General features: G+C 62.5%; 18 protein-coding genes. 8 read left to right on the top strand and 10 right to left on the bottom strand.

The features are described 5' to 3' along the window. Window positions 1-10 precede the first annotated feature (10 nt). The 8 genes from cysS to coaE all read right to left on the bottom strand — a co-directional run bounded on the left by cysS (window position 11) and on the right by coaE (window position 8,182). Window positions 11-1,465, bottom strand: coding sequence for a cysteine--tRNA ligase (gene cysS / locus KJ624_06540; protein MBU2009473.1), 1,455 nt, complete (start codon window positions 1,463-1,465; stop codon window positions 11-13). Then, on the bottom strand, window positions 1,452-1,937 hold the full coding sequence (gene ispF / locus KJ624_06535; protein MBU2009472.1) for a 2-C-methyl-D-erythritol 2,4-cyclodiphosphate synthase: 486 nt from the start codon (window positions 1,935-1,937) through the stop codon (window positions 1,452-1,454). The genes cysS and ispF overlap by 14 nt, the downstream gene beginning before the upstream one ends. After that, entirely contained in the window at window positions 1,922-2,626 is a 705-nt protein-coding gene (gene ispD, locus KJ624_06530) for a 2-C-methyl-D-erythritol 4-phosphate cytidylyltransferase (protein MBU2009471.1), read from the bottom strand. The genes ispF and ispD overlap by 16 nt, the downstream gene beginning before the upstream one ends. After that, the gene (locus KJ624_06525; protein ID MBU2009470.1) at window positions 2,601-3,629 is read right to left on the bottom strand and encodes a PIN domain nuclease; all 1,029 of its coding nucleotides are present in this window, start codon (window positions 3,627-3,629) and stop codon (window positions 2,601-2,603) included. The genes ispD and KJ624_06525 overlap by 26 nt, the downstream gene beginning before the upstream one ends. A gap of 260 nt (window positions 3,630-3,889) precedes the next feature. Then, entirely contained in the window at window positions 3,890-6,319 is a 2,430-nt protein-coding gene (locus KJ624_06520; GenBank protein MBU2009469.1) for an AAA family ATPase, read from the bottom strand. Then, window positions 6,316-6,636 carry a MerR family transcriptional regulator gene (locus KJ624_06515; protein ID MBU2009468.1) on the bottom strand — a complete coding sequence of 107 codons (321 nt, stop codon included), beginning with the start codon at window positions 6,634-6,636 and terminating at the stop codon, window positions 6,316-6,318. The genes KJ624_06520 and KJ624_06515 overlap by 4 nt, the downstream gene beginning before the upstream one ends. 3 nt (window positions 6,637-6,639) lie before the next feature. Next, on the bottom strand, window positions 6,640-7,518 hold the full coding sequence (locus KJ624_06510; protein ID MBU2009467.1) for a DnaJ domain-containing protein: 879 nt from the start codon (window positions 7,516-7,518) through the stop codon (window positions 6,640-6,642). Window positions 7,519-7,591: 73 nt separating this feature from the next. Beyond that, window positions 7,592-8,182 carry a dephospho-CoA kinase gene (gene coaE, locus KJ624_06505; GenBank protein ID MBU2009466.1) on the bottom strand — a complete coding sequence of 197 codons (591 nt, stop codon included), beginning with the start codon at window positions 8,180-8,182 and terminating at the stop codon, window positions 7,592-7,594. Between the two features lie 293 nt (window positions 8,183-8,475). Here coaE and KJ624_06500 point away from each other — a divergent pair, with 293 nt between their 5' ends. The 7 genes from KJ624_06500 to KJ624_06470 all read left to right on the top strand — a co-directional run bounded on the left by KJ624_06500 (window position 8,476) and on the right by KJ624_06470 (window position 13,750). Beyond that, window positions 8,476-9,735 carry a replication-associated recombination protein A gene (locus tag KJ624_06500; GenBank protein ID MBU2009465.1) on the top strand — a complete coding sequence of 420 codons (1,260 nt, stop codon included), beginning with the start codon at window positions 8,476-8,478 and terminating at the stop codon, window positions 9,733-9,735. Between the two features lie 39 nt (window positions 9,736-9,774). After that, window positions 9,775-10,095: a hypothetical protein gene (locus tag KJ624_06495; protein ID MBU2009464.1), complete on the top strand. Its 321-nt coding sequence runs from the start codon at window positions 9,775-9,777 to the stop codon at window positions 10,093-10,095. Window positions 10,096-10,370: 275 nt separating this feature from the next. Next, the gene (lspA, locus tag KJ624_06490) at window positions 10,371-10,811 is read left to right on the top strand and encodes a signal peptidase II (GenBank protein MBU2009463.1); all 441 of its coding nucleotides are present in this window, start codon (window positions 10,371-10,373) and stop codon (window positions 10,809-10,811) included. Between the two features lie 5 nt (window positions 10,812-10,816). Then, on the top strand, window positions 10,817-11,731 hold the full coding sequence (locus tag KJ624_06485) for an RluA family pseudouridine synthase (protein MBU2009462.1): 915 nt from the start codon (window positions 10,817-10,819) through the stop codon (window positions 11,729-11,731). Next, the gene (locus tag KJ624_06480) at window positions 11,728-13,173 is read left to right on the top strand and encodes a glutamate--tRNA ligase (GenBank protein ID MBU2009461.1); all 1,446 of its coding nucleotides are present in this window, start codon (window positions 11,728-11,730) and stop codon (window positions 13,171-13,173) included. The genes KJ624_06485 and KJ624_06480 overlap by 4 nt, the downstream gene beginning before the upstream one ends. Before the next feature lie 96 nt (window positions 13,174-13,269). After that, window positions 13,270-13,497 (top strand): hypothetical protein, encoded by a 228-nt coding sequence (locus tag KJ624_06475; protein ID MBU2009460.1) that lies wholly within the window; start codon window positions 13,270-13,272, stop codon window positions 13,495-13,497. Continuing rightward, window positions 13,487-13,750, top strand: coding sequence for a type II toxin-antitoxin system RelE/ParE family toxin (locus tag KJ624_06470; GenBank protein ID MBU2009459.1), 264 nt, complete (start codon window positions 13,487-13,489; stop codon window positions 13,748-13,750). Before KJ624_06475 ends, KJ624_06470 begins: the two co-directional genes overlap by 11 nt. A 426-nt stretch (window positions 13,751-14,176) precedes the next feature. Here KJ624_06470 and KJ624_06465 read toward each other — a convergent pair whose 3' ends face one another. Beyond that, window positions 14,177-14,374, bottom strand: coding sequence for a hypothetical protein (locus KJ624_06465; protein MBU2009458.1), 198 nt, complete (start codon window positions 14,372-14,374; stop codon window positions 14,177-14,179). Window positions 14,375-14,867: 493 nt separating this feature from the next. Further along, window positions 14,868-16,829 (bottom strand): DNA topoisomerase (ATP-hydrolyzing) subunit B, encoded by a 1,962-nt coding sequence (gyrB, locus tag KJ624_06460; GenBank protein ID MBU2009457.1) that lies wholly within the window; start codon window positions 16,827-16,829, stop codon window positions 14,868-14,870. A 128-nt stretch (window positions 16,830-16,957) separates the two neighbouring features. Here gyrB and KJ624_06455 point away from each other — a divergent pair, with 128 nt between their 5' ends. Further along, window positions 16,958-17,614 carry a DUF5343 domain-containing protein gene (locus KJ624_06455; protein ID MBU2009456.1) on the top strand — a complete coding sequence of 219 codons (657 nt, stop codon included), beginning with the start codon at window positions 16,958-16,960 and terminating at the stop codon, window positions 17,612-17,614. The last annotated feature ends 474 nt before the right edge of the window (window positions 17,615-18,088 follow it).

Below are 18,088 nucleotides of genomic sequence, written 5' to 3'. Positions count from 1 at the left end.
CCGGCTTGCCCTATTTCCTGTAACGCCAGAGGGTGCCCTGGGTGGTGTCCTCCAGGGCTATCCCCATCTCGGCCAGACGCTTCCTGATGCGGTCGGCAAGAGACCATTCCTTTGCCTTTCTGAGTTCCTCGCGAGCCTTGATGAGACTATCAACCCTGGCCTCTGGTGCCTCCGTCTGCGTCTTCACCCTGGCCCAAATTTGAGTGTGGCCAACCCGCGCCAGTTCTTCAGCAGTGCCGGAGTATACCTTCTCCAACATCACCCCGTCCAACTCTGGCCGCTCCTCCTCCAGGCTCAGGCCCAGGACGGCGGCCAGCTCCACTAGCATGGCCTGGCCCGCCTGGACAGACCAGCCTGCATCAGCCTCTTGGTGAATGGCCCGCGCCAGGTCAAAGAGGACCGCCGCGCCCTGAGGTGTGTTGAAATCGTCATCCATGGCTTCCACGAACTTCGCCCGGAAGGCGGCCCAGTCGCAGGGGGTCTCCTCGCCCCCACCCCGCCGGCGATAGGCTATGCGCAACCGCTCGGCGGCGCGCTGCGCGCCCTCTAAGGCCTCCTCGGAGAAGGCCAGGGGGCTGCGGTAGTGGGAGGAGAGGACGAAGAGCCTCAGGGCGTCGGCCCCCCACCGGGCCAGGGCCTCCCGCACCGGCACCAGGTTCCCCAGGGACTTGGACATCTTCTCCCGGCCCAGCTGGAGCAGGGCATTGTGGATGAAGTGGCGGACAAAGGGCTTGCCGGTAAAAGCCTCCGACTGGGCAATCTCGTTCTCGTGGTGGGGGAAGATGAGGTCCTGGCCCCCGCCGTGGATGTCCAGGGTCTCCCCCAGGTATTTCAGGGACATGGCGGAGCACTCAATATGCCACCCGGGCCTCCCCTGCCCCCAGGGGCTGGGCCAGGAAGGCTCCCCGGGCTTGGCCCCCTTCCACAGGGCGAAGTCCAGGGGGAACTCCTTCCCCTCCCCCGGCTCCACCCTGGCCCCCGCCAGCATCCCCTCCAGGGTGCGGTTGGATAGCCGGCCATAGCTGACGAAGCTCCTCACCCGGAAATAGACATCGCCCCCCGAGGCATAGGCATGGCCCTTCTCCACCAGGCCCCCAATGAGCCGGAGAATCTCGGGTATCTCCCGGGTGGCGTATGGATAGACATCGGCCCTCCTGATGTTCAGGGCGTCCATGTCCTCAAAATAGCGGGCGATGTACTTGTCCGCCAGCTCCCTGGCGGTGACACCTCGCTGGTTGGCCCGGTTGATTATCTTGTCGTCTATATCGGTGAAGTTCTGGACATAGCGGAGCTTGTAGCCCCGGAACTCAAGATAGCGGCGGAGGACGTCAAAGAAGATGTAGGACATGGCATGGCCCACATGGCACTCATCATAGGGGGTCACCCCGCAGACATAGATGCGGACCGGCTCCCCCTGGGGCCGGAACTCCTCCTTCTGGCCGGAGAGCGTGTTATAGAGCTTCATCTTTGACCAGGGCCACAGCAATGGCGGCCATCCCCTCGCCCCTCCCCACCGCCCCCAGCCCCTCCTGGGTCGTAGCCTTGATGCCGATATTCCTGGCATCCAGCCCCAGGGCAGAGGCTATCTTCTTCTTCATGGCCTCAAAATAGGGAGAAAGCGGGGGCCCCTCCGCCAGGACGGTGGCATCAATGTTCACCACCCCAAAACCGTCCTTCTCCAGTAGCCCGCCCACCCTTTCCAGGAGCCTCAGGCTGGAGATGCCCCTGTACTGGGGGTCGGAGCTGGGAAAGTGCTGGCCGATGTCCCCCTTCCCCGCCGCCCCCAGGAGGGAATCGGCTACAGCGTGGAGGAGGACGTCCCCGTCGCTGTGGCCCAGGAGGCCCCTCTCAAAGGGTATCTCCACCCCTCCCAGGATGAGCTTTCGCCCCGGCACCAGGCGGTGGACATCATAGCCCGTCCCTACTCTGAAACCGATGCCTGCCTCCTCTTGATGAGGACCTCAGCCAGGGCCAGGTCCTCGGGGTTAGTCATCTTGATATTATCATAGGAGCCGGGGTAGAGGCGGACCTTGATGCCCAGCCCTTCCACCAGGGAGGCATCATCGGTAACATCCCCGGCGCTGTTTTCGTAGGCTTTGTGGAGGACGTCAAAGCGGAAGACCTGGGGGGTCTGGACGGTGAAGAGGGAGGCACGGGGTGGGGTGGCCTCCACAAGACCGTCCTGCCCCGCCATCTTGACGGTCTCCGTCACCGGCACCGCCGCCACCGCCGCCCCCGTCTGCCGGGCCGCCTCAATTCCCTCCCTTATCAGCTTCCCGGTAAGGAAGGGGCGGGCCCCATCGTGGATAAGGACAAAATCGCAGCGGGCCACATGTTTTAGCCCCTCTCTTACCGAGTCCTGCCGGCGGGGGCCGCCCGGGCAGATGCTTTTCACCTTGGAGAAGCCCCCCGCCTCCGCCAGTCTCCACCCCTTTTCCGGGTCCCGGAGGACCAGGACCACCTCGTCAACAAGGGGGGAGCCCTGGAGGGCCTCAAGGCAATAGGCTAGCAGGGGACGGCCGGCCAGAGGGGAAAAGACCTTGTCCATCCCCCCCAGGCGGGAGCCCTGCCCCGCCGCGGGGACGATGGCCACCACCCGCTCACTGCCCTTTCTCCACCCGCTCATGGTTCTTCATCTGGGCAAATATCATCCGCCCCATGGCCGTCTGGAGGACCCGGGTGATGATGATCTCCACCTTGCTATTGAGGAACCTCTTTCCCCCCTCCACCACCACCATGGTGCCGTCATCCAGGAAGCCCACCCCCTGCCCCAGCTCTTTACCCTCCTGGATAATCCTCATCTCCATTTCCTCCCCGGGCAGGACCACCGGCCTCACCGCGGTGGCCAGGTCATTGAGATTGAGGACCCTCACCCCCTGGAGCTCTGCCACCCGGTTGAGGTTGAAGTCGGTGGTAACGATGGGGCAACTCCAGCTCTTGGCCAGCCTCACCAGCTTGTCATCCACCCCGTCCCCCTCAATGTCCACCTCTACAATCTGGAGGGGGACCTCAGAGTCATCCCGGATGTGATGGAGCATCTCCAGGCCCCGCCGGCCCCGCCGGCGCCTCTGGGGGTCGGGGGAATCGGCGATGTGCTGGAGCTCCGCCAGGACAAAGCTGGGGATGAGAAGCTGGCCCATGACGAAACCGGTGCCGCTGACATCGGCGATGCGGCCATCAATCAAGGCACTGGTATCTACCAGCAGGGGGACGCCCTCCTTGGAGGCCTCGTGGGTAAGGCCCAGGAAACGGAAGAAGTCCCGGGCCCGGCTCGTCATCAGGGACACGATTAGGTAGGTAAGGACAAGGGCCATCACCAGGGGCAGCACCCGGCCCCAGGCGCCGGGGAAAAGGGACAGCGGCAGGGTGAGGAGTGCGGAAGCCAGAAGGGCAATGAGCAGGCCAATCACCCCCGCCAGCAGGGTAGGGGTAGGGACCTGGCTTATTTTCTTGACCCCCCAGGATAGGGGCTGGGTGGTGATGTAGGGAGCCACCAGGGCTCCCACCACGGCCCCGCCGACAGCCAGGGGCAGGAACCAGAGCCCACCCGCCGCCGCCGCCCCCACCCTCCACCCCACAAGACCAAGGACCGCCGCTATGAGAAGGCGAAAGAAGATAACCGCCTTCATTAAGATTCCTCCTTAGACCCTATTATCCAGTGTAACGGCCCATGCCGAAAAAGTCAGAACCGGGGACTTCCTGCGGCAATATTGAAGCCGGGCGCACACCGCCCGAAAGCCCTTCTAATGCTATCACCCACCCCCCCGCCAAGTCAAGACACAGGGGTGCGGCCTAAGTCGCCGGGGGAGTTCAGAGGGGGATAACCCCCTCTGACGGGGCCTGGGGGTGTCCCCCGACCAAAGCTTATGCTCCTGGGGAGTGAGGGGCCTCAGGCCCCGGCGGGGACGGGGGCCTTGCTGAAGGTTAAAGCCCCGTCCTTTTCATCCACCAGGACGCTATCGCCCTCGCCAAACTCCCCGGCCAGGATTTTGCTGGAGAGGGGGTTGGCCACCTCCCGCTGGATGGCCCGCTTCAATGGCCGGGCGCCAAAGACGGGGTCAAAGCCAACCTTCACCAGGTGGGCCTTGGCCGCTTCAGTAAGCTCCACCTTTACCTTCCGCTCGGCAAGCTGTCTCTGCACCAGAGCTATCTGGAGGTCCACAATCCGGCTCAGCTGCTCCTGGGTCAGGGGGTGGAAGATGATTATGTCATCTATCCGGTTGAGGAACTCGGGGCGGAAGGCCTGTTTCAGGGCCTTCTGCACCGCATCCTTGATGCGCTCCTGGTCCCCCTTCTCTTCCCTGATGAAGCCGAAGCCGGGCCGCTGCCACTCCTGGGTCCCCAGGTTGGATGTCATGATGATTACGGTGTTCCTGAAGTTCACCGTCCGGCCGTGGCCGTCGGTGAGCCGTCCGTCGTCCAGAATCTGAAGGAGGATACTGAAGACATCGGGGTGGGCCTTCTCCACCTCGTCAAAGAGTATAACCTGGTAGGGGCGGCGCCTCACCGCCTCGGTGAGCTGGCCCCCTTCATCATAGCCCACATAGCCCGGGGGGGAGCCGATGAGCCGCGAGACGGTGTGCTTCTCCATATACTCCGACATGTCCAGGCGGACCATGGCCTCTTCGTTGTCAAAGAGGTATTCCGCCAGGGCCCGGCCCAGCTCCGTCTTCCCCACCCCCGTGGGCCCCAGGAAGATGAAGCTGCCGATGGGCCGCTTGGGGTCCTGGAGGCCCGCCCGGGAGCGGCGGATGGCCTCGGAGACCACCCTCACCGCCTCATCCTGGCCGATGACCCTCTGGTGGAGGCGCTCCTCCATGTGAAGGAGCTTCTTCGCCTCACCCTCCAGCATCCGTGAGACGGGGATGCCCGTCCACTTGGAGACGAGCTCGGCGATGTCCTCCTCGGTTACTACCAGCTCCCTCTTCTTCTCCCCACCGCCCTTTTCCTTCTCCTTCTTGTATTCCTGTTCCATTTTCAGCCTCTCGGTGCGGACGGTGGCCGCCTGCTCATACTCCCCCCGGGTGGCCAGGGCCTCCTCCTCGTTCTGGAGGCCCTGGAGCTTCTGCTCCAGGACCTTGACGTGGTCCGGTGAGCTCTGGGCCTCAATCCTTATCTTGGAGGCGGCCTCGTCAATCAGGTCCACCGCCTTATCGGGGAGGAAGCGGTCGGCGATATAGCGGTGGGAGAGGCGGGCGGCGGCCTCCAGGGCGGCATCGGTTATCTGCACCTTGTGGTGGGCCTCATACTTAGGGCGGAGGCCGTGCAGCATGGCAATGGTCTGGTCCACGGTAGGCTCAGCCAGATAGACAGGCTGAAGTCGCCTTTCCAGGGCGGCGTCCTTCTCAATGTGCTGGCGGTATTCGTCCAGGGTGGTGGCCCCCACCACCTGGATTTCCCCCTTGGCCAGGGAGGGCTTGAGCATGTTTGAGGCGTCAATGGCCCCCTCCGCCGCCCCCGCCCCCACCACGGTATGGAACTCGTCAATGAACAGGATAACCTCCCCCTGGGAGCGGCGGACCTCGTCCATAACCGCTTTCAGCCTCTCCTCAAACTCCCCCCGGAACTTGGAGCCGGCCACCAGGGACCCCATATCCAGGAAGACCATCCTCTTTCCCTTGAGGGAGTCGGGGACATCCCCGGCCGCAATCTTCTGGGCCAGCCCCTCGGCGATGGCGGTCTTGCCCACCCCCGCCTCACCGATGACGACAGGGTTGTTCTTGGTGCGGCGGGAGAGGGTCTGGATGACCCGCTTTATCTCATCCTCCCGGCCGATGACCGGGTCCAGCTTCCCCTGGCGGGCCAGCTCGGTGAGGTCCCGGCCGTATTTTTCCAGGGCCCGGTATTTGCTCTCCGCCCTGGCATCGGTGGCCCGGGCCCCTCCCCGGACCTTCGCCACAGCCGAGTAGAGCTTCTCCTGGTCAATACCCCCCTCCCGCAGGACCTGGTAGGAAGGGCCATCCCTATCAGCGGCGATGGCGATAAGGAGGTGCTCCACCCCGACATACTCGTCCTTGAGCCGGTCGGCCTCGGCGGTTGCGTTCTGGAACAGGGCCTGGACCCTGGGGGTAGCATAGAGCTGGGGCCCCTCATATGTGAGCTTGGGGGCACTTTCCAGAACAAGCTCCAGCCTCTGCCTCACCCCCTCCGGGTCCGCCCCTATCCCCTGCAGAATCTGAGGGGTGAGGCCACCCTCCTGGGAGAGGAGGGCCAGGAGGACGTGCTCTACATCCCACTGGCTGTGGCGGTAGCGCCTGGCCAGCTCCTGGGAGAGGGCCAGGGCCTCCTGGGCCTGCTCGGTAAATCTCTCCTGTCTCATATTTCTCCTTCCCCGCCCTGGAGGCGCTGTAGCTCCTGTTCCAGGGCCTTGAGCCTGCCCTCCATCCGGGCAATGTGCTCGGTAAGCCGGATGATGACCTCCACCCCGGCCAGGTTGACCCCAAGGTCCTCCATGAGGCTCTTCATCAGCTTCAAGCGTTCAATGTCCCATTGAGAATATAGACGTAACCTCCCCTGAGAGCGGGCGGGGGCGATAAGGCCGGCCCGCTCATAATACCTCAGGGTCTGGGCATGAACGCCCACCATCCGGGCGGCGATGCTGATGACATATAAGGGTTCGGACCTCTCATTTGGCATATCTCATCCCTCCCCTCTCAAGGAGCGGAGCTTTTCAAAGAGTTCTTTTTCCTTCGCGGTAAGGCGGATGGGGAGGACCACCTTCACCCTGGCCAGCAGGTCCCCACGGGCCCCGTCCCCCAGGTGGGGCATACCCTGGCCCGCCAGGCGGAAGACCACCCCGTTCTGGGTCTCCGCCGGCACCTTCAGGGCCACCTTCTTCCGCTTGAGGGTGGGCACCTGGACCTCCCCCCCCAGCACCGCCACCATCAAGGGTATGGGCACCTCGATATAAAGGTCCACCCCTTTCCGCTCGAAGACATCATGGGGCCGGACGGAGATGAGCAGATAGAGGTCCGCCGGTCGGTCCCCCAGCACGCCCTCGCCCGCCACCCTCACCCGGGAGCCGTTGTCCACGCCGGGGGATATCTTCACCTCCAGCCGCCGGCCCTGGGGGGATGCGATAATACGGGTGGTGCCGTGGAAGGCCTCCTCCAGGGAGACCTCCACCGGGTAGTCAATGTCCTGGCCCCTCCGGGTCCGCCTCCGGCCTATGCCCAGGTCCTGGAAAAGCCTCTCAAAAATGATTTCCCCCGTATCAGAGGAGCCTTCCGGGCCGAATACAGTTGCCCCCGCAAAGGGCCCCTGAGAGCCCTGAGAGAAGGCCCCGGCCTGCTTCCACCCCTCCCCGAACTGGTCATACTTCTGCCTCTTTTCGGGGTCGGAGAGGACCTCATGGGCCTCGTTGACCTCCTTGAAGCGGGCCTCGGCCTCCTTCTTCCCCGGGTTCACATCGGGATGGTAGCGGCGGGCCAGCCGCCGGAAGGCCTGCTTTATCTCCTTCTCCGTGGCCCCCCTCCCTACCCCCAGAATGGCATAATAGTCCTTCCCCATATCGGCCATATTGTAAAGCCTGTCAAGGCTTCTGTCAAGTGTTTGTCAGGCATCCTGACAAACACCTTGTCAAGATGCTATATTAGGCCAGCCTCCGCCACTGCCTTTCTACTTCTTCCCTCACCTGGTCCAGGGAGCCATCGGTGCTTATCACCACGTCGGCCCGCTTCGCCTTATCCTCCACCGGCATCTGAGAGGCAAGGCGGGCCTCTATTTCCTCATCAGTGAGGTCTTTGCTGGCCCGGAGCCTCTCCTTCACCCTGGCCTCCGACGCCACAGTAACCCAGACCCGGTCCACCAGGGGGCCCCAGCCGGCCTCAATGAGCAGCGCCGCCTCCACCACCGCCACCTTCACCCCCTCCCCCCGCCACACCTCCAGGATTTCTATGACCCGGTCGGATATCCGGGGGTGCAGGATGGCGTTGAGCCTCCTTAGGGCCTGGGGGTTGCCGAAGACCTTCTGGCCAAGCTTCCTTCTATCTATCTCCCCGTTTTCGCCCACGATTTCCCTGCCGAAGGCCCGGACCACCTCGTCAAAGGCAGGGGTCCCCGGCTGGTAGAGCTGGTGGGCCACCTTATCGGCGTCTATGACCCGTGCGCCCAGCTCCCGGAGCATCCCCGCCACCGTGCTCTTCCCCGAGCCAAAACCCCCTGTAAGCCCGATTATTATCATCCGGCCAAGTCTAACAACCAGGGATAGCCCGGTCAATCGGCCGTATATAGGTCTCTGGGAACCCCCTTTTGTCATTCTGAGCGAAGCGAAGAATCTGGGAGATTCTTCGTCGTCCCAATTCATCGGGACTCCTCAGAATGACATCAATAGACAACCCCGCTTTTGACAGGCCTACCCAGCCTTGATATGCTTTTGCCGTGGGCAAAGGCGGTGGGGGCGGGGGAGAGGTGAAGGACCTCTTTGAGCACGCCCGGGAGGAGGTCCTGAAGCAGGAGGCCCCCCTGGCCGCCCGGATGCGCCCCCGGGACTTCTCCGAGATGGTGGGCCAGGAGCACATCATCGGGGAGGGAAGGGTCCTGAGAAAGAGCATCGAGGCCGACCAGCTCCCCTCCCTTATCTTCTGGGGCCCTCCGGGCTCGGGGAAGACCACCCTGGCGTTTGTCGTCTCCAAGATGACCAGGGCCCACTTCTCCCCCATGAGCGCGGTTTCCGCCGGGGTGGCCGATTTGAGGCGGGTGGTGGATGAGGCCAGGGAGCGCCGGGGCCTCTCCGGCCAGAGGACCATCCTCTTCGTGGACGAGCTCCACCGTTTCAACAAGGCCCAGCAGGATGCCATCCTGCCCCATGTGGAGGACGGCACCGTTACCTTCATCGGGGCCACTACCGAAAACCCCTCCTTTGAGGTCATCTCCCCACTCCTCTCCCGCGCCCGTATCTTCGCCCTCCACCCCCTCACAGAAGAACAGGTAAAGGCCCTGGTGGAGAGGGCCCTGAAAGACAAGGAGCGGGGCCTGGGGGGGATGGGGGTGGAGATAGAGGAAAAGGCCCTGGGGCACCTGGCCCTCATGGCCGGAGGGGATGCCCGGGTGGCCCTCAACGGCCTGGAGATGGCCGCCTTTGCCTCCCCCCAGCAGGACGGGAAGCGCCTCATTACCCTGGCCACCGTTGAGGATGCCCTCCAGCAGCGGGCACTCCTCTACGACCGGGAGGGGGACCAGCATTACGACCACATCTCCGCCCTCCACAAGGCCCTCCGGGGCTCCGACCCCGATGCCGCCCTCTACTGGCTGGGGAGGATGCTGGAGGCGGGGGAGGACCCCCTCTACATCGCCCGCCGCCTCATCCGCTTCGCCAGCGAGGATGTGGGCCTGGCCGACCCCCAGGCCCTGGTGGTGTCCATGGCTGCCCAGCAGGCGGTCCACTTCGTGGGCATGCCCGAGGGGTGCCTGGCCCTGGCCGAAGCCACCGTCTACCTGGCTACGGCCCCCAAGTCCAACGCCCTCTACGCAGCCTATTCCGAAGTGCAAGAGGATGTGAAGAAGACAAAGAACGAGCCCGTCCCCCTGCCCATCCGCAACCCCGTCACCGGGCTGATGCGGGACATGGGCTACGGCAAGGGATACAAATACGCCCACGACTTCCCCGGCCACTTCGTCCTCCAGGACTACCTTCCCCCTTCCCTCAAGGGCAAGCGCTACTACCGGCCCTCGGACCAGGGCTGGGAGAAAGAGCTCGCCGAGCGCCTCAGGAAGTGGTGGGGAGAGAGGAGATAGGCTAGCGAAACCATATAAGGAGGTGCCCATGTCGCGGATGTGGCTTATCGCTGGGGTGCTCGCCAGCGGGTTGCTGGTGGCGGCTGCCTGTGGCGGTGGGGCCAAAACCCCGACCCCCACACCTACCCGGACTCCCACTTCCACCGCCACGCCGACAGCTACGCCTGCACCGACGGCTACACCTACGCCTACATTGACACCGTCATCCACTCCAACGCCTACCGCCACTCCAACTCCTGCCTCTACCTCAGCACTTACCCCTACCCCGTTGACCCCTTCTCTGGTGATAGTCTCCGTAACCTCCCCGGTGGCCCGGGGAGGCCAAGCCACCCTGGAGGCCAGGACAGCCCCCGGGGCTGACTGCAACATCGCGGTCTACTATCAGACAGGCCCGAGCACGGCACAAGGGCTTGGTCCCAAGCCCGCCGATGCTGAAGGAAATGTCAAATGGAACTGGACAGTGGGTGCCAACACAGCGGGGGGTAGCTACAGAATAGTAGTCACGGCAGAGAAGGACGGCGGGCGGGCCACCGCAACCGAATACTTCAGGGTGGTTGAGTAGGCCCGAAAGAAGGAGCCCCCTTGCCCTTCGCGCTCTCTAGCGTAGGGAGCGACAAAGGTCTATACTCTCTCTGATGCGCGGTTCAAGGGAGCTGGCCTTTTTCCTGCCGGCCATCGGGGTCCTGATAGCAGACCAGCTCAGCAAGGCCTGGGTGAGGCAGAACCTGGCCCTGGGCGAGTCCCTCCCTCCCGATGCCCCACTCCGCCTGACCCATATCCAAAATGCCGGGGCAGTCTTCGGGGTCACCGCCAACCCCATATTCCTTGTCCTTCTCAACTCAGCCGTCCTTCTCTTCGTGCTCCTATTCTACCGGCGCCTTCCTTCTCTGGCCCTGCGGGCCAGCCTGGGGCTGGTCCTGGGAGGGGGGATAGGTAACCTGGTGGACCGCCTGCGGATGGGCTATGTCACCGACTTTCTGGATGTCCGCGTCTGGCCCATCTTCAACGTGGCCGATTCGGCGGTGGTGGTGGGCTCGGTCATAGTCCTATACCTCGTCCTCCGGGGAAAGGCTTGAGCACCATATACCAGGCGGAGGCAGAAGAGGAGGGGGAAAGGCTGGACCGGTTCCTGGCCCGGAGGACAGGCCTCTCCCGCTCCCAGGTCCAGAGGCTGGTCTCCGGGGGCTATGTGGAAACTCAGGAAAGGGAGGCCCGCCCCTCCCTCCGCCTCAAGCGGGGGGATGAGGTCATGGTCACCGTCCCGCCCCCCGCCCCCTCCACCCTCCTCCCCGAGCCCATCCCCTTGAAAATCGTCTATGAGGACGGGGACCTGGTGGTGGTGGACAAGCCGGCGGGGCTTTGCGTCCACCCGGCCCCGGGCCATACCTCGGGCACCCTGGTAAACGCCCTCCTCTTCCGCTACCCTGAGCTCTCCCTCATGGCCTCCCCCCGCCCCGGCATCGTCCACCGGCTGGACATGGACACCTCGGGCCTCATCATGATAGCCCGCCACGAGCCCGCCCGGCTTTTTCTCTCCCGTGAGCTGAAGGCCAGGAGGGTGAAGAAGCGATACCTGGTGCTGGTCCGGGGGAGGGTGATGCCGGAGCAGGGGATAATCGAGGCCCCCCTGGGCCGGAACCCCGGGAACCGGAAGAAGATGGCAGTGGTCCCGGGGGGAAGGGAGGCCCGCACCTCCTACCGGGTCCTGCGCCCCATGGAAGGCTTCTCCCTGGTGGAGGTCTCCCCCGAGACCGGCCGCACCCACCAGATAAGGGTCCATTTTGCCAACCTCGGCCATCCGGTGGTCGGGGACAGGCTATACGGGGCAAAATCCCCCTATCTATCCCGCCAGTTCCTCCATGCCTGCTACTTAGGTTTCCGCCACCCCCGGGAGGGGAGATGGCTGGAGTTCACCTCCCCCCTCCCCCCCGACCTGGAAGGGGGGCTTAAGGCTTTGTCCCTGAAAGACTCCTCTGCTAAAATAGCCCGGCTATGAGGGTGCGGGCCCGTTTTGCCCCCAGCCCCACGGGCTTCCCCCATGTGGGGAATATCCGCACCGCCCTTTTCAACTGGCTCTTCGCCCGCCACCACGGGGGGACATTCATCCTCCGCATTGAGGACACCGATGTGGAGAGGATGGTCCCCGGTGCCCAGGAGGCCCTCCTGGAGGGCCTGCGCTGGCTGGGGCTGGACTGGGACGAGGGGCCGGAGGTGGGGGGGCCCCATGCCCCCTATATCCAGTCAGAGCGCCGGCAGATATACCAGGACCTCGCCCGCCGCCTGGTGGACCAGGGCAATGCCTACTACTGCTCCTGCTCCTCCCAGCGCCTGGAGGCCATGCGCCGGGAGCAGATGAGTAAGAAGCTCCCACCCGGCTATGACCGCCACTGCCGGGAGCTGGGCCTGGGCCCCCAGGAAGGGGCCGTCGTCCGCTTCCGCACCCCGTTGAGCGGGGAGACCCGCTTCAATGACCTGCTCCGGGGTGAGGTGGTCTTCCAAAACCAGACCCTGGACGACTTCGTGCTCCTCAAGTCCGACGGCTACCCCACCTACCACCTGGCCAATGTGGCGGACGACCATCTGATGGGGATAACCCATGTCCTGCGGGCCGATGAATGGCTCTCCTCCACCCCCCGCCACCTCCTCCTCTACCAGGCCCTGGGGAAGACCCCGCCCCTCTTTGCCCACCTCCCCATGATTCTGGGCCCCGACCGCTCCAAGCTCTCCAAGCGCCACGGGGCCACCGCTATAGGCGACTTCCGGGAGCAGGGCTACCTCCCCGAGGCCATGGTCAACTTCCTGGCCCTCCTGGGCTGGTCCCTGGACGAGACCGCCGAGCTCTTCTCCCAGGAGGAGCTGGTGAAGGACTTCAGCCTGGACAGGGTGGGCCTCAACCCCGCCATCTTCAACCGGGAGAAGCTGGACTGGATGAATGGGGTCTATATCCGCAAACTTTCCCCCGAGGAGTTTGCCCAGCGGATTCTACCCTTCCTGGAGAGGGGCCTGCCTGATTCTGTTCCCCGCCCCTTGTCCCAGGAATATCTGGCCCGCCTGGCCCCCCTGGTGCAGGAGAGGGCCCGGACCCTGGGCTCAGGCCAGCCCGATGGGGCCGTCTATCTGGCCGACTTCTTCCTCCTCCCCCACCTGGAGTACGACCCCGCCCTACTCACCAGCAAGCTCTCCCCGGAGAAGGCCCGGGAGGCCCTGGAGCTCACCCTGGAAAGCCTGGCAGCCTCCGAGTTCAGCGCCGAAGGGCTGGAAAAGCAGTTGCGGCCCCTGGCCGAGAAGCTGGGGCTGGGGACGGGGCCCTACTTTGGGCTTATCCGCGTAGCCGTTACCGGGCGCACCGCCGCCCCGCCCCTCTTCCAGACCATGGCCATCCTGGGCAAAGAACGCTGCCTGGAGAGGCTGAGGCAGTCCCTTAACCTGCTTTCCTGAAGGCCGGCTGGCTGCCTCTCGCCAATCGGTTTGCTTATAATGACATATTGACATAGCGATGTCTACATGCTATTTTGCGCCAGGAGGTGGTAACCGATGGGAACGGCGCTAAAACGGACCACAATCTTCCTTACTGAAGAGCAGCATGAGAGGCTACGCCGTCTGGCTTTTGAGCAGCGGACTTCCATGGCCAAGCTTCTCCGCGATGCCGCTGTGGAGATACTGGAGGACGAGGAAGATATTCGGGAAGGGCTGAAGGCGTTGAAGGACAAGAGGGGTACTCTGGACTGGGAGACGTTCAAGAGGAAACATCTTGGCCCATGAGGTAGAGATTCATCCTGCTGCCCAAAAGCAGATGCTATCTCTCCCCAAAGAGGCACAGGTAGAAGTCGCCCGGTCTATCGACCGTCTGGGAAACACTCCCAGACCACCGAGGGTAAAGAAGCTGGCTGAGAGCGGTCTATGGCGTATTCGGGCGGGGCAGCACAGGCTCGTGTATGCCGTAGACGATGAAGCCCAACTGGTCACCATCGCAAGGGTAGCCCGGCGCAAAGAGTCTACTTACAAGAGACTGTAAGCTAAACCACCCCCCGGCCTAACGGCGCCGAGCGTGCCGGTGCGGGATAAGGTCAAGAGTTGCCTGCTAGCATCCCTGAGCGTAACAGCCATGTCCAAACGGCGCTAGTCTGATGTGATTTCAAAGGCTTTCCAAGCATAATGGTAAGATGGGACGTGAGATTCGCATTAACGCGCAGCGAAATTGGCACACGGCTTTGTCTAAACACTATCAAGCCAGTCCTACTATGAGCAGAATAATCCCAGCGATTGCGCCAATCCACCACGTATAGCGGAATAAGATGTGGTAGTTGTATTCTATGACCTCGATACCTCGTGAATGAAACTCGTCAATGTGATCAAGCCGGTATTTCGCTCGATACCCTGAGAAGGCCATCATCAAGCTAAGTAAAATCAAAATGATTCCAACTAGCCCCATTGCTTCCTCTTAAGGCTGAATTCCCCAAATGCTGGCAAGAGCTTCTTCACGATTTGAGCTGAGCCATACGGCTGCCTTGAAAGTGATGTCCAAACCGTTTTCCCAAGAACCACGCTGGAAGCTTGAAATCTCTACTTCGCACTCTTCCAAGATGCCCAGTTCTTTGAGTGTGCCTTTCAGGTTTTGGTCAAGCTTTTCCAGTTCCACCGAACTTAGGTTTAGTTGTCGGTCTACCCTTATATAAAATCTCAGGCATACCGATGCAAACAAACCGAAGGAAACACTAAAATTAAGATAAGGCTTGGTGGCGGTCCCTGCCATATACACACTCCGCCCCATGTCTCTCATCTCAGTACAATAACAACCCCAGTCATTTAGTAACGGACCTCCTACAATCCCGAACTTAGCTCTCAAGTTTTCCCTTGTGGCAGCTACCAGGACAACTTTGCCTATCATCTCACGAGACGGAGACTGTTTAGCCACACCAGGCAGAAGCTGAAGAAGCTTAGGTGGCAAGCTGGGTCTAATGCGAGGAAAGACTTCCCACCATATTTCTTCATTCCTCGCTATGTTCAGAGGCAGTTGCCCGTCCCAACCGCTTATGGGTATGGGTGGACGTAGCATTCCGTAGCCTCCTCTACATCAGATTCGACTAACCCGTTGTCCCCGGGCTGGATTCGAACCAACAGCCAAGCTAGGCCTAAATATCCAAATTCCTGACGCTTTTGGCGTGGGCCTGGATGAACTGCTTGCGGGGGAGGACTTCGGCGCCCATCAGGTCCTGGAAGATTTGCTCCGCTTTCTTGGCATCCTCTAGCGTGACCTGGAGGATGGTGCGGCTTTCCGGGTTCATGGTGGTCCCCCAGAGCTGCTCCGGGCTCATCTCCCCCAGCCCCTTGTAGCGCTGGAGCTCCACCTTCTTGTGGCCCAGCTTCTTCAAGCAGCTCTCCTTTTCCCCTTCGCTATAGACCCAGGAGACTTCCTTCCCGGACTGGATGCGGTAGAGGGGGGGCTGGGCGATGTAGAGATGGCCCCGGGTGATGAGCTCCAGGAGGAAGCGGTAGAAGAAGGTGAGGAGGAGGGTGCGGATATGGGAGCCGTCCACATCGGCATCGGTCATGATGATGACGCGGTGGTAGCGCAGGCGGGCCAGCTCCAGGTCCTCTCCGTTCAGCACCCCCAGGGAGAGGGCCAGCGCCCTCAGCTCCTCGTGCTCCAGGACCTTCTGCAGTATCTCATGCCAGGTGGGCTTCCTGTCGGGCTGGATGGCCTTTTCTATATTGACTATCTTGCCCTTGAGAGGGAGGATGGCCTGGAAGCGGCGGTCCCGGCCCTGCTTGGCCGAGCCCCCCGCCGATTCCCCCTCCACCAGGAAGAGCTCGCAGAGGGCTGGGTCCTTCTCCGAGCAGTCGGCCAGCTTGCCGGGGAGAGTGCCCAGCTCCAGGGCCCCCTTGCGCATGACCAGCTCCCGGGCCTTCTTTGCCGCCTCCCGGGCCCGGGCGGCGATGAAGCATTTCTCCAGGATGACCTTGGCCTCCTGGGGGTGCTCCTCCAGGTAGCGTTCCAGCTTCTCCCCCACCACCGCCTCCACCTGGCTCTTTATTTCGGGGTTACCCAGCTTCCCCTTCGTCTGGCCCTCAAACTGGGGCTCGGACAGCTTCACCGAGACCACCGCCGCGAGACCTTCCCGCACATCCTCCCCCTGGAGGTTGGCATCCTCCTCCTTGAGGACCTTGCTCTTCCGGGCCCAGTCATTGAGGACCCGGGTCAGGGCCGAGCGGAAGCCGGTAAGGTGGCTCCCGCCGTCGGCGGTATTGATGCAGTTGGCAAAGCTCAGGACATTTTCCGCGTAGCCATCGTTATACTGGATGGCCACCTCCACCACCGTGCTGTTGATGGCGCCGTTGATATGGATGGGGGGGTGGAGGGAGCTCCGGTTCCGGTTCAGGTCGTATTTTACCAGGCTGGCAATGCCCCCCTCAAAATAGAAGGTCTTCTCCTGGATGCTCTCCGTCCTCTCGTCTAGCAGGGCTATCTCCAGCCCCCTGTTGAGGTAGGCCATCTCCCTCATCCTCTCGGCTATGACCGGGAAGTCATAGTCCAGGGAGGGAAAGATGGACCCATCGGGGCAGAAGGCCACGGTGGTCCCCACGTCCTCCGCCTCCCCTGTCTCCTTCAGGGGGGAAACGGGGTCGCCGCACTTGTATTCCTGGCGATAGACCTTGCCCTCCCGTCTCACCTCCACCCGGAGCCAGGAGGAGAGGGCATTCACCACCGAGGCCCCCACGCCGTGGAGCCCGCCGGAGACCCGGTAGGCCTTCCCCCCGAACTTGGCCCCGGCGTGGAGGCGGGTCATCACCGTCTCCACCCCCGAGAGGCCCGTGGCGGGATGGACGCCCACCGGTATACCCCGCCCGTTATCCCACACCTCCACCACCCCATCCGGCAGCAGCCGCAGCCGTATCCTAGTGCAGAAGCCCGCCATGGCCTCGTCCACGCTGTTATAGACGACCTCATACACCAGGTGATGCAGACCCCGTTGGTCAGTGCTGCCGATATACATCCCCGGCCGCCGCCTCACAGCCTCCAGCCCGTCCAGCACCTGAATGTCCTGGACAGAGTAAGAGTTCTGTTTAAATTCCGTTTCAGCGCTGTTCTTCATTAATTTTCCCCTTCCTATTTGACCAAACAGAAATCATAATACAGAAATACCATTCCCAACGACAAATTTCGTCCACGAAAATCCTTCTGGCATTGTCTTTTGGAATTTGGTATGGCATAATTCTGGCGATGCTGAGACACGAGGGCAAGCGGCTACCCCCCTATGTTTCCTACCGGACCTTCCGCAATTTCCTGGAGAGCCTGAAGTCCGGGATTCCGTCCAGAATTGACCGCAGTTACTGGGGGACAAAATTCTCCGGCAGCACCGGAATCCAGCTGGTAACAGCCCTGAGGTTCTTAACCCTGGTAGAGGAGAGCAATGCCCCCACCGAGAGGCTCGTCCAACTGGTCCAGGCCGATAGGGAAAGGAAAAGGGTCCTCCTCCGGGCCATCCTGGAGCAGGCCTACGCCCCTATTCTGAAGGGCCTGGACCTCTCCCGGGCCACCCCTGCGGAGCTGGGGGAGAGGTTTGCCCAGGCAGGGGCCACTGGGGATGTGGGGCGGAAGTGCCTCAGCTTCTTTGTGGCCAGCGCCGCCGAGGCCGGCCTGCCCCTTTCCTCTTTTATCCTCCAGAGGGCCAAGCCCCGGCTGGCCCCCCGGGCCAGAAGGAAGGCCCCCAGAAGAAAGGAGCCCGCGCCTTCCTCCCCCGGAAGGCTCCACCCCGCCCTCTCGGGCCTGCTCCACGAACTTCCCGACCCCGCCTCCGGCTGGGACAGTGATGGGAAGGAGAGGTTCAAGAGGGCCTTTGAGGCCGCCCTGGACCTGGTATATCCCACAGAGGAATAACCCCCTGGTGTCCCGTCACCTGAATCAGGGTACATTGAGTGCATATCCTCCAGGGGCCTATACCTCACCCCCTGGCCCCCTCTCGGGGGAGTGGATGCAATTGATGCGTGTCTGCCGAGAGGTGGATGATCGTTGATATCTCCAATTCTGTGCCCCTGTGGTATACCCTCTCGACCAGAAGCCGCAAGAGCTCCTGCCTCTGGTTGAAGCCCAGCGCATCCAGGTTCTTCCCTATCCTGGCGGCCAGAGCCCCCGCCTGCTCCTCCTGGGCCTGGCTCAGGGTAAGGAAGGGCCTCGTCTACAATGGGCTTGATGTGTCGGATGGGGTGGTCTCGAGGTACCAGTTCGTCAGGCGTCAGGGAACTCAGCATTGTCACCTGTCTCTCTACTTTGCCGCGCATTCTGGCCTCCAAGAAATCAGATGCCCTGACTCTACCACAATCTGCTTGCCATGTCAGTCAACTCAAGGGAGTT

This window comes from Chloroflexota bacterium (assembly GCA_018825785.1).
Lineage (GTDB): Bacteria > Chloroflexota > Dehalococcoidia > JACVQG01 > JAHKAY01 > JAHKAY01.
The sequence above is the reverse complement of the archived record's forward strand: the minus strand, read 5'-3'. Positions and strand labels throughout refer to the sequence as shown.

Coding starts and splice junctions, on each gene's coding strand:
- gyrB (MBU2009457.1), bottom strand. CDS start 16,829: ATGAAGAACAGCGCTGAAACGGAATTTAAACAGAACTCTTACTCTGTC.
- cysS (MBU2009473.1), bottom strand. CDS start 1,465: ATGAAGCTCTATAACACGCTCTCCGGCCAGAAGGAGGAGTTCCGGCCC.
- KJ624_06520 (MBU2009469.1), bottom strand. CDS start 6,319: ATGAGACAGGAGAGATTTACCGAGCAGGCCCAGGAGGCCCTGGCCCTC.
- KJ624_06500 (MBU2009465.1), top strand. CDS start 8,476: ATGCGCCCCCGGGACTTCTCCGAGATGGTGGGCCAGGAGCACATCATC.
- coaE (MBU2009466.1), bottom strand. CDS start 8,182: ATGATAATAATCGGGCTTACAGGGGGTTTTGGCTCGGGGAAGAGCACG.
- KJ624_06510 (MBU2009467.1), bottom strand. CDS start 7,518: ATGGCCGATATGGGGAAGGACTATTATGCCATTCTGGGGGTAGGGAGG.
- KJ624_06515 (MBU2009468.1), bottom strand. CDS start 6,636: ATGCCAAATGAGAGGTCCGAACCCTTATATGTCATCAGCATCGCCGCC.
- KJ624_06480 (MBU2009461.1), top strand. CDS start 11,728: ATGAGGGTGCGGGCCCGTTTTGCCCCCAGCCCCACGGGCTTCCCCCAT.
- ispD (MBU2009471.1), bottom strand. CDS start 2,626: ATGAGCGGGTGGAGAAAGGGCAGTGAGCGGGTGGTGGCCATCGTCCCC.
- KJ624_06525 (MBU2009470.1), bottom strand. CDS start 3,629: ATGAAGGCGGTTATCTTCTTTCGCCTTCTCATAGCGGCGGTCCTTGGT.
- KJ624_06475 (MBU2009460.1), top strand. CDS start 13,270: ATGGGAACGGCGCTAAAACGGACCACAATCTTCCTTACTGAAGAGCAG.
- KJ624_06455 (MBU2009456.1), top strand. CDS start 16,958: ATGCTGAGACACGAGGGCAAGCGGCTACCCCCCTATGTTTCCTACCGG.
- lspA (MBU2009463.1), top strand. CDS start 10,371: ATGCGCGGTTCAAGGGAGCTGGCCTTTTTCCTGCCGGCCATCGGGGTC.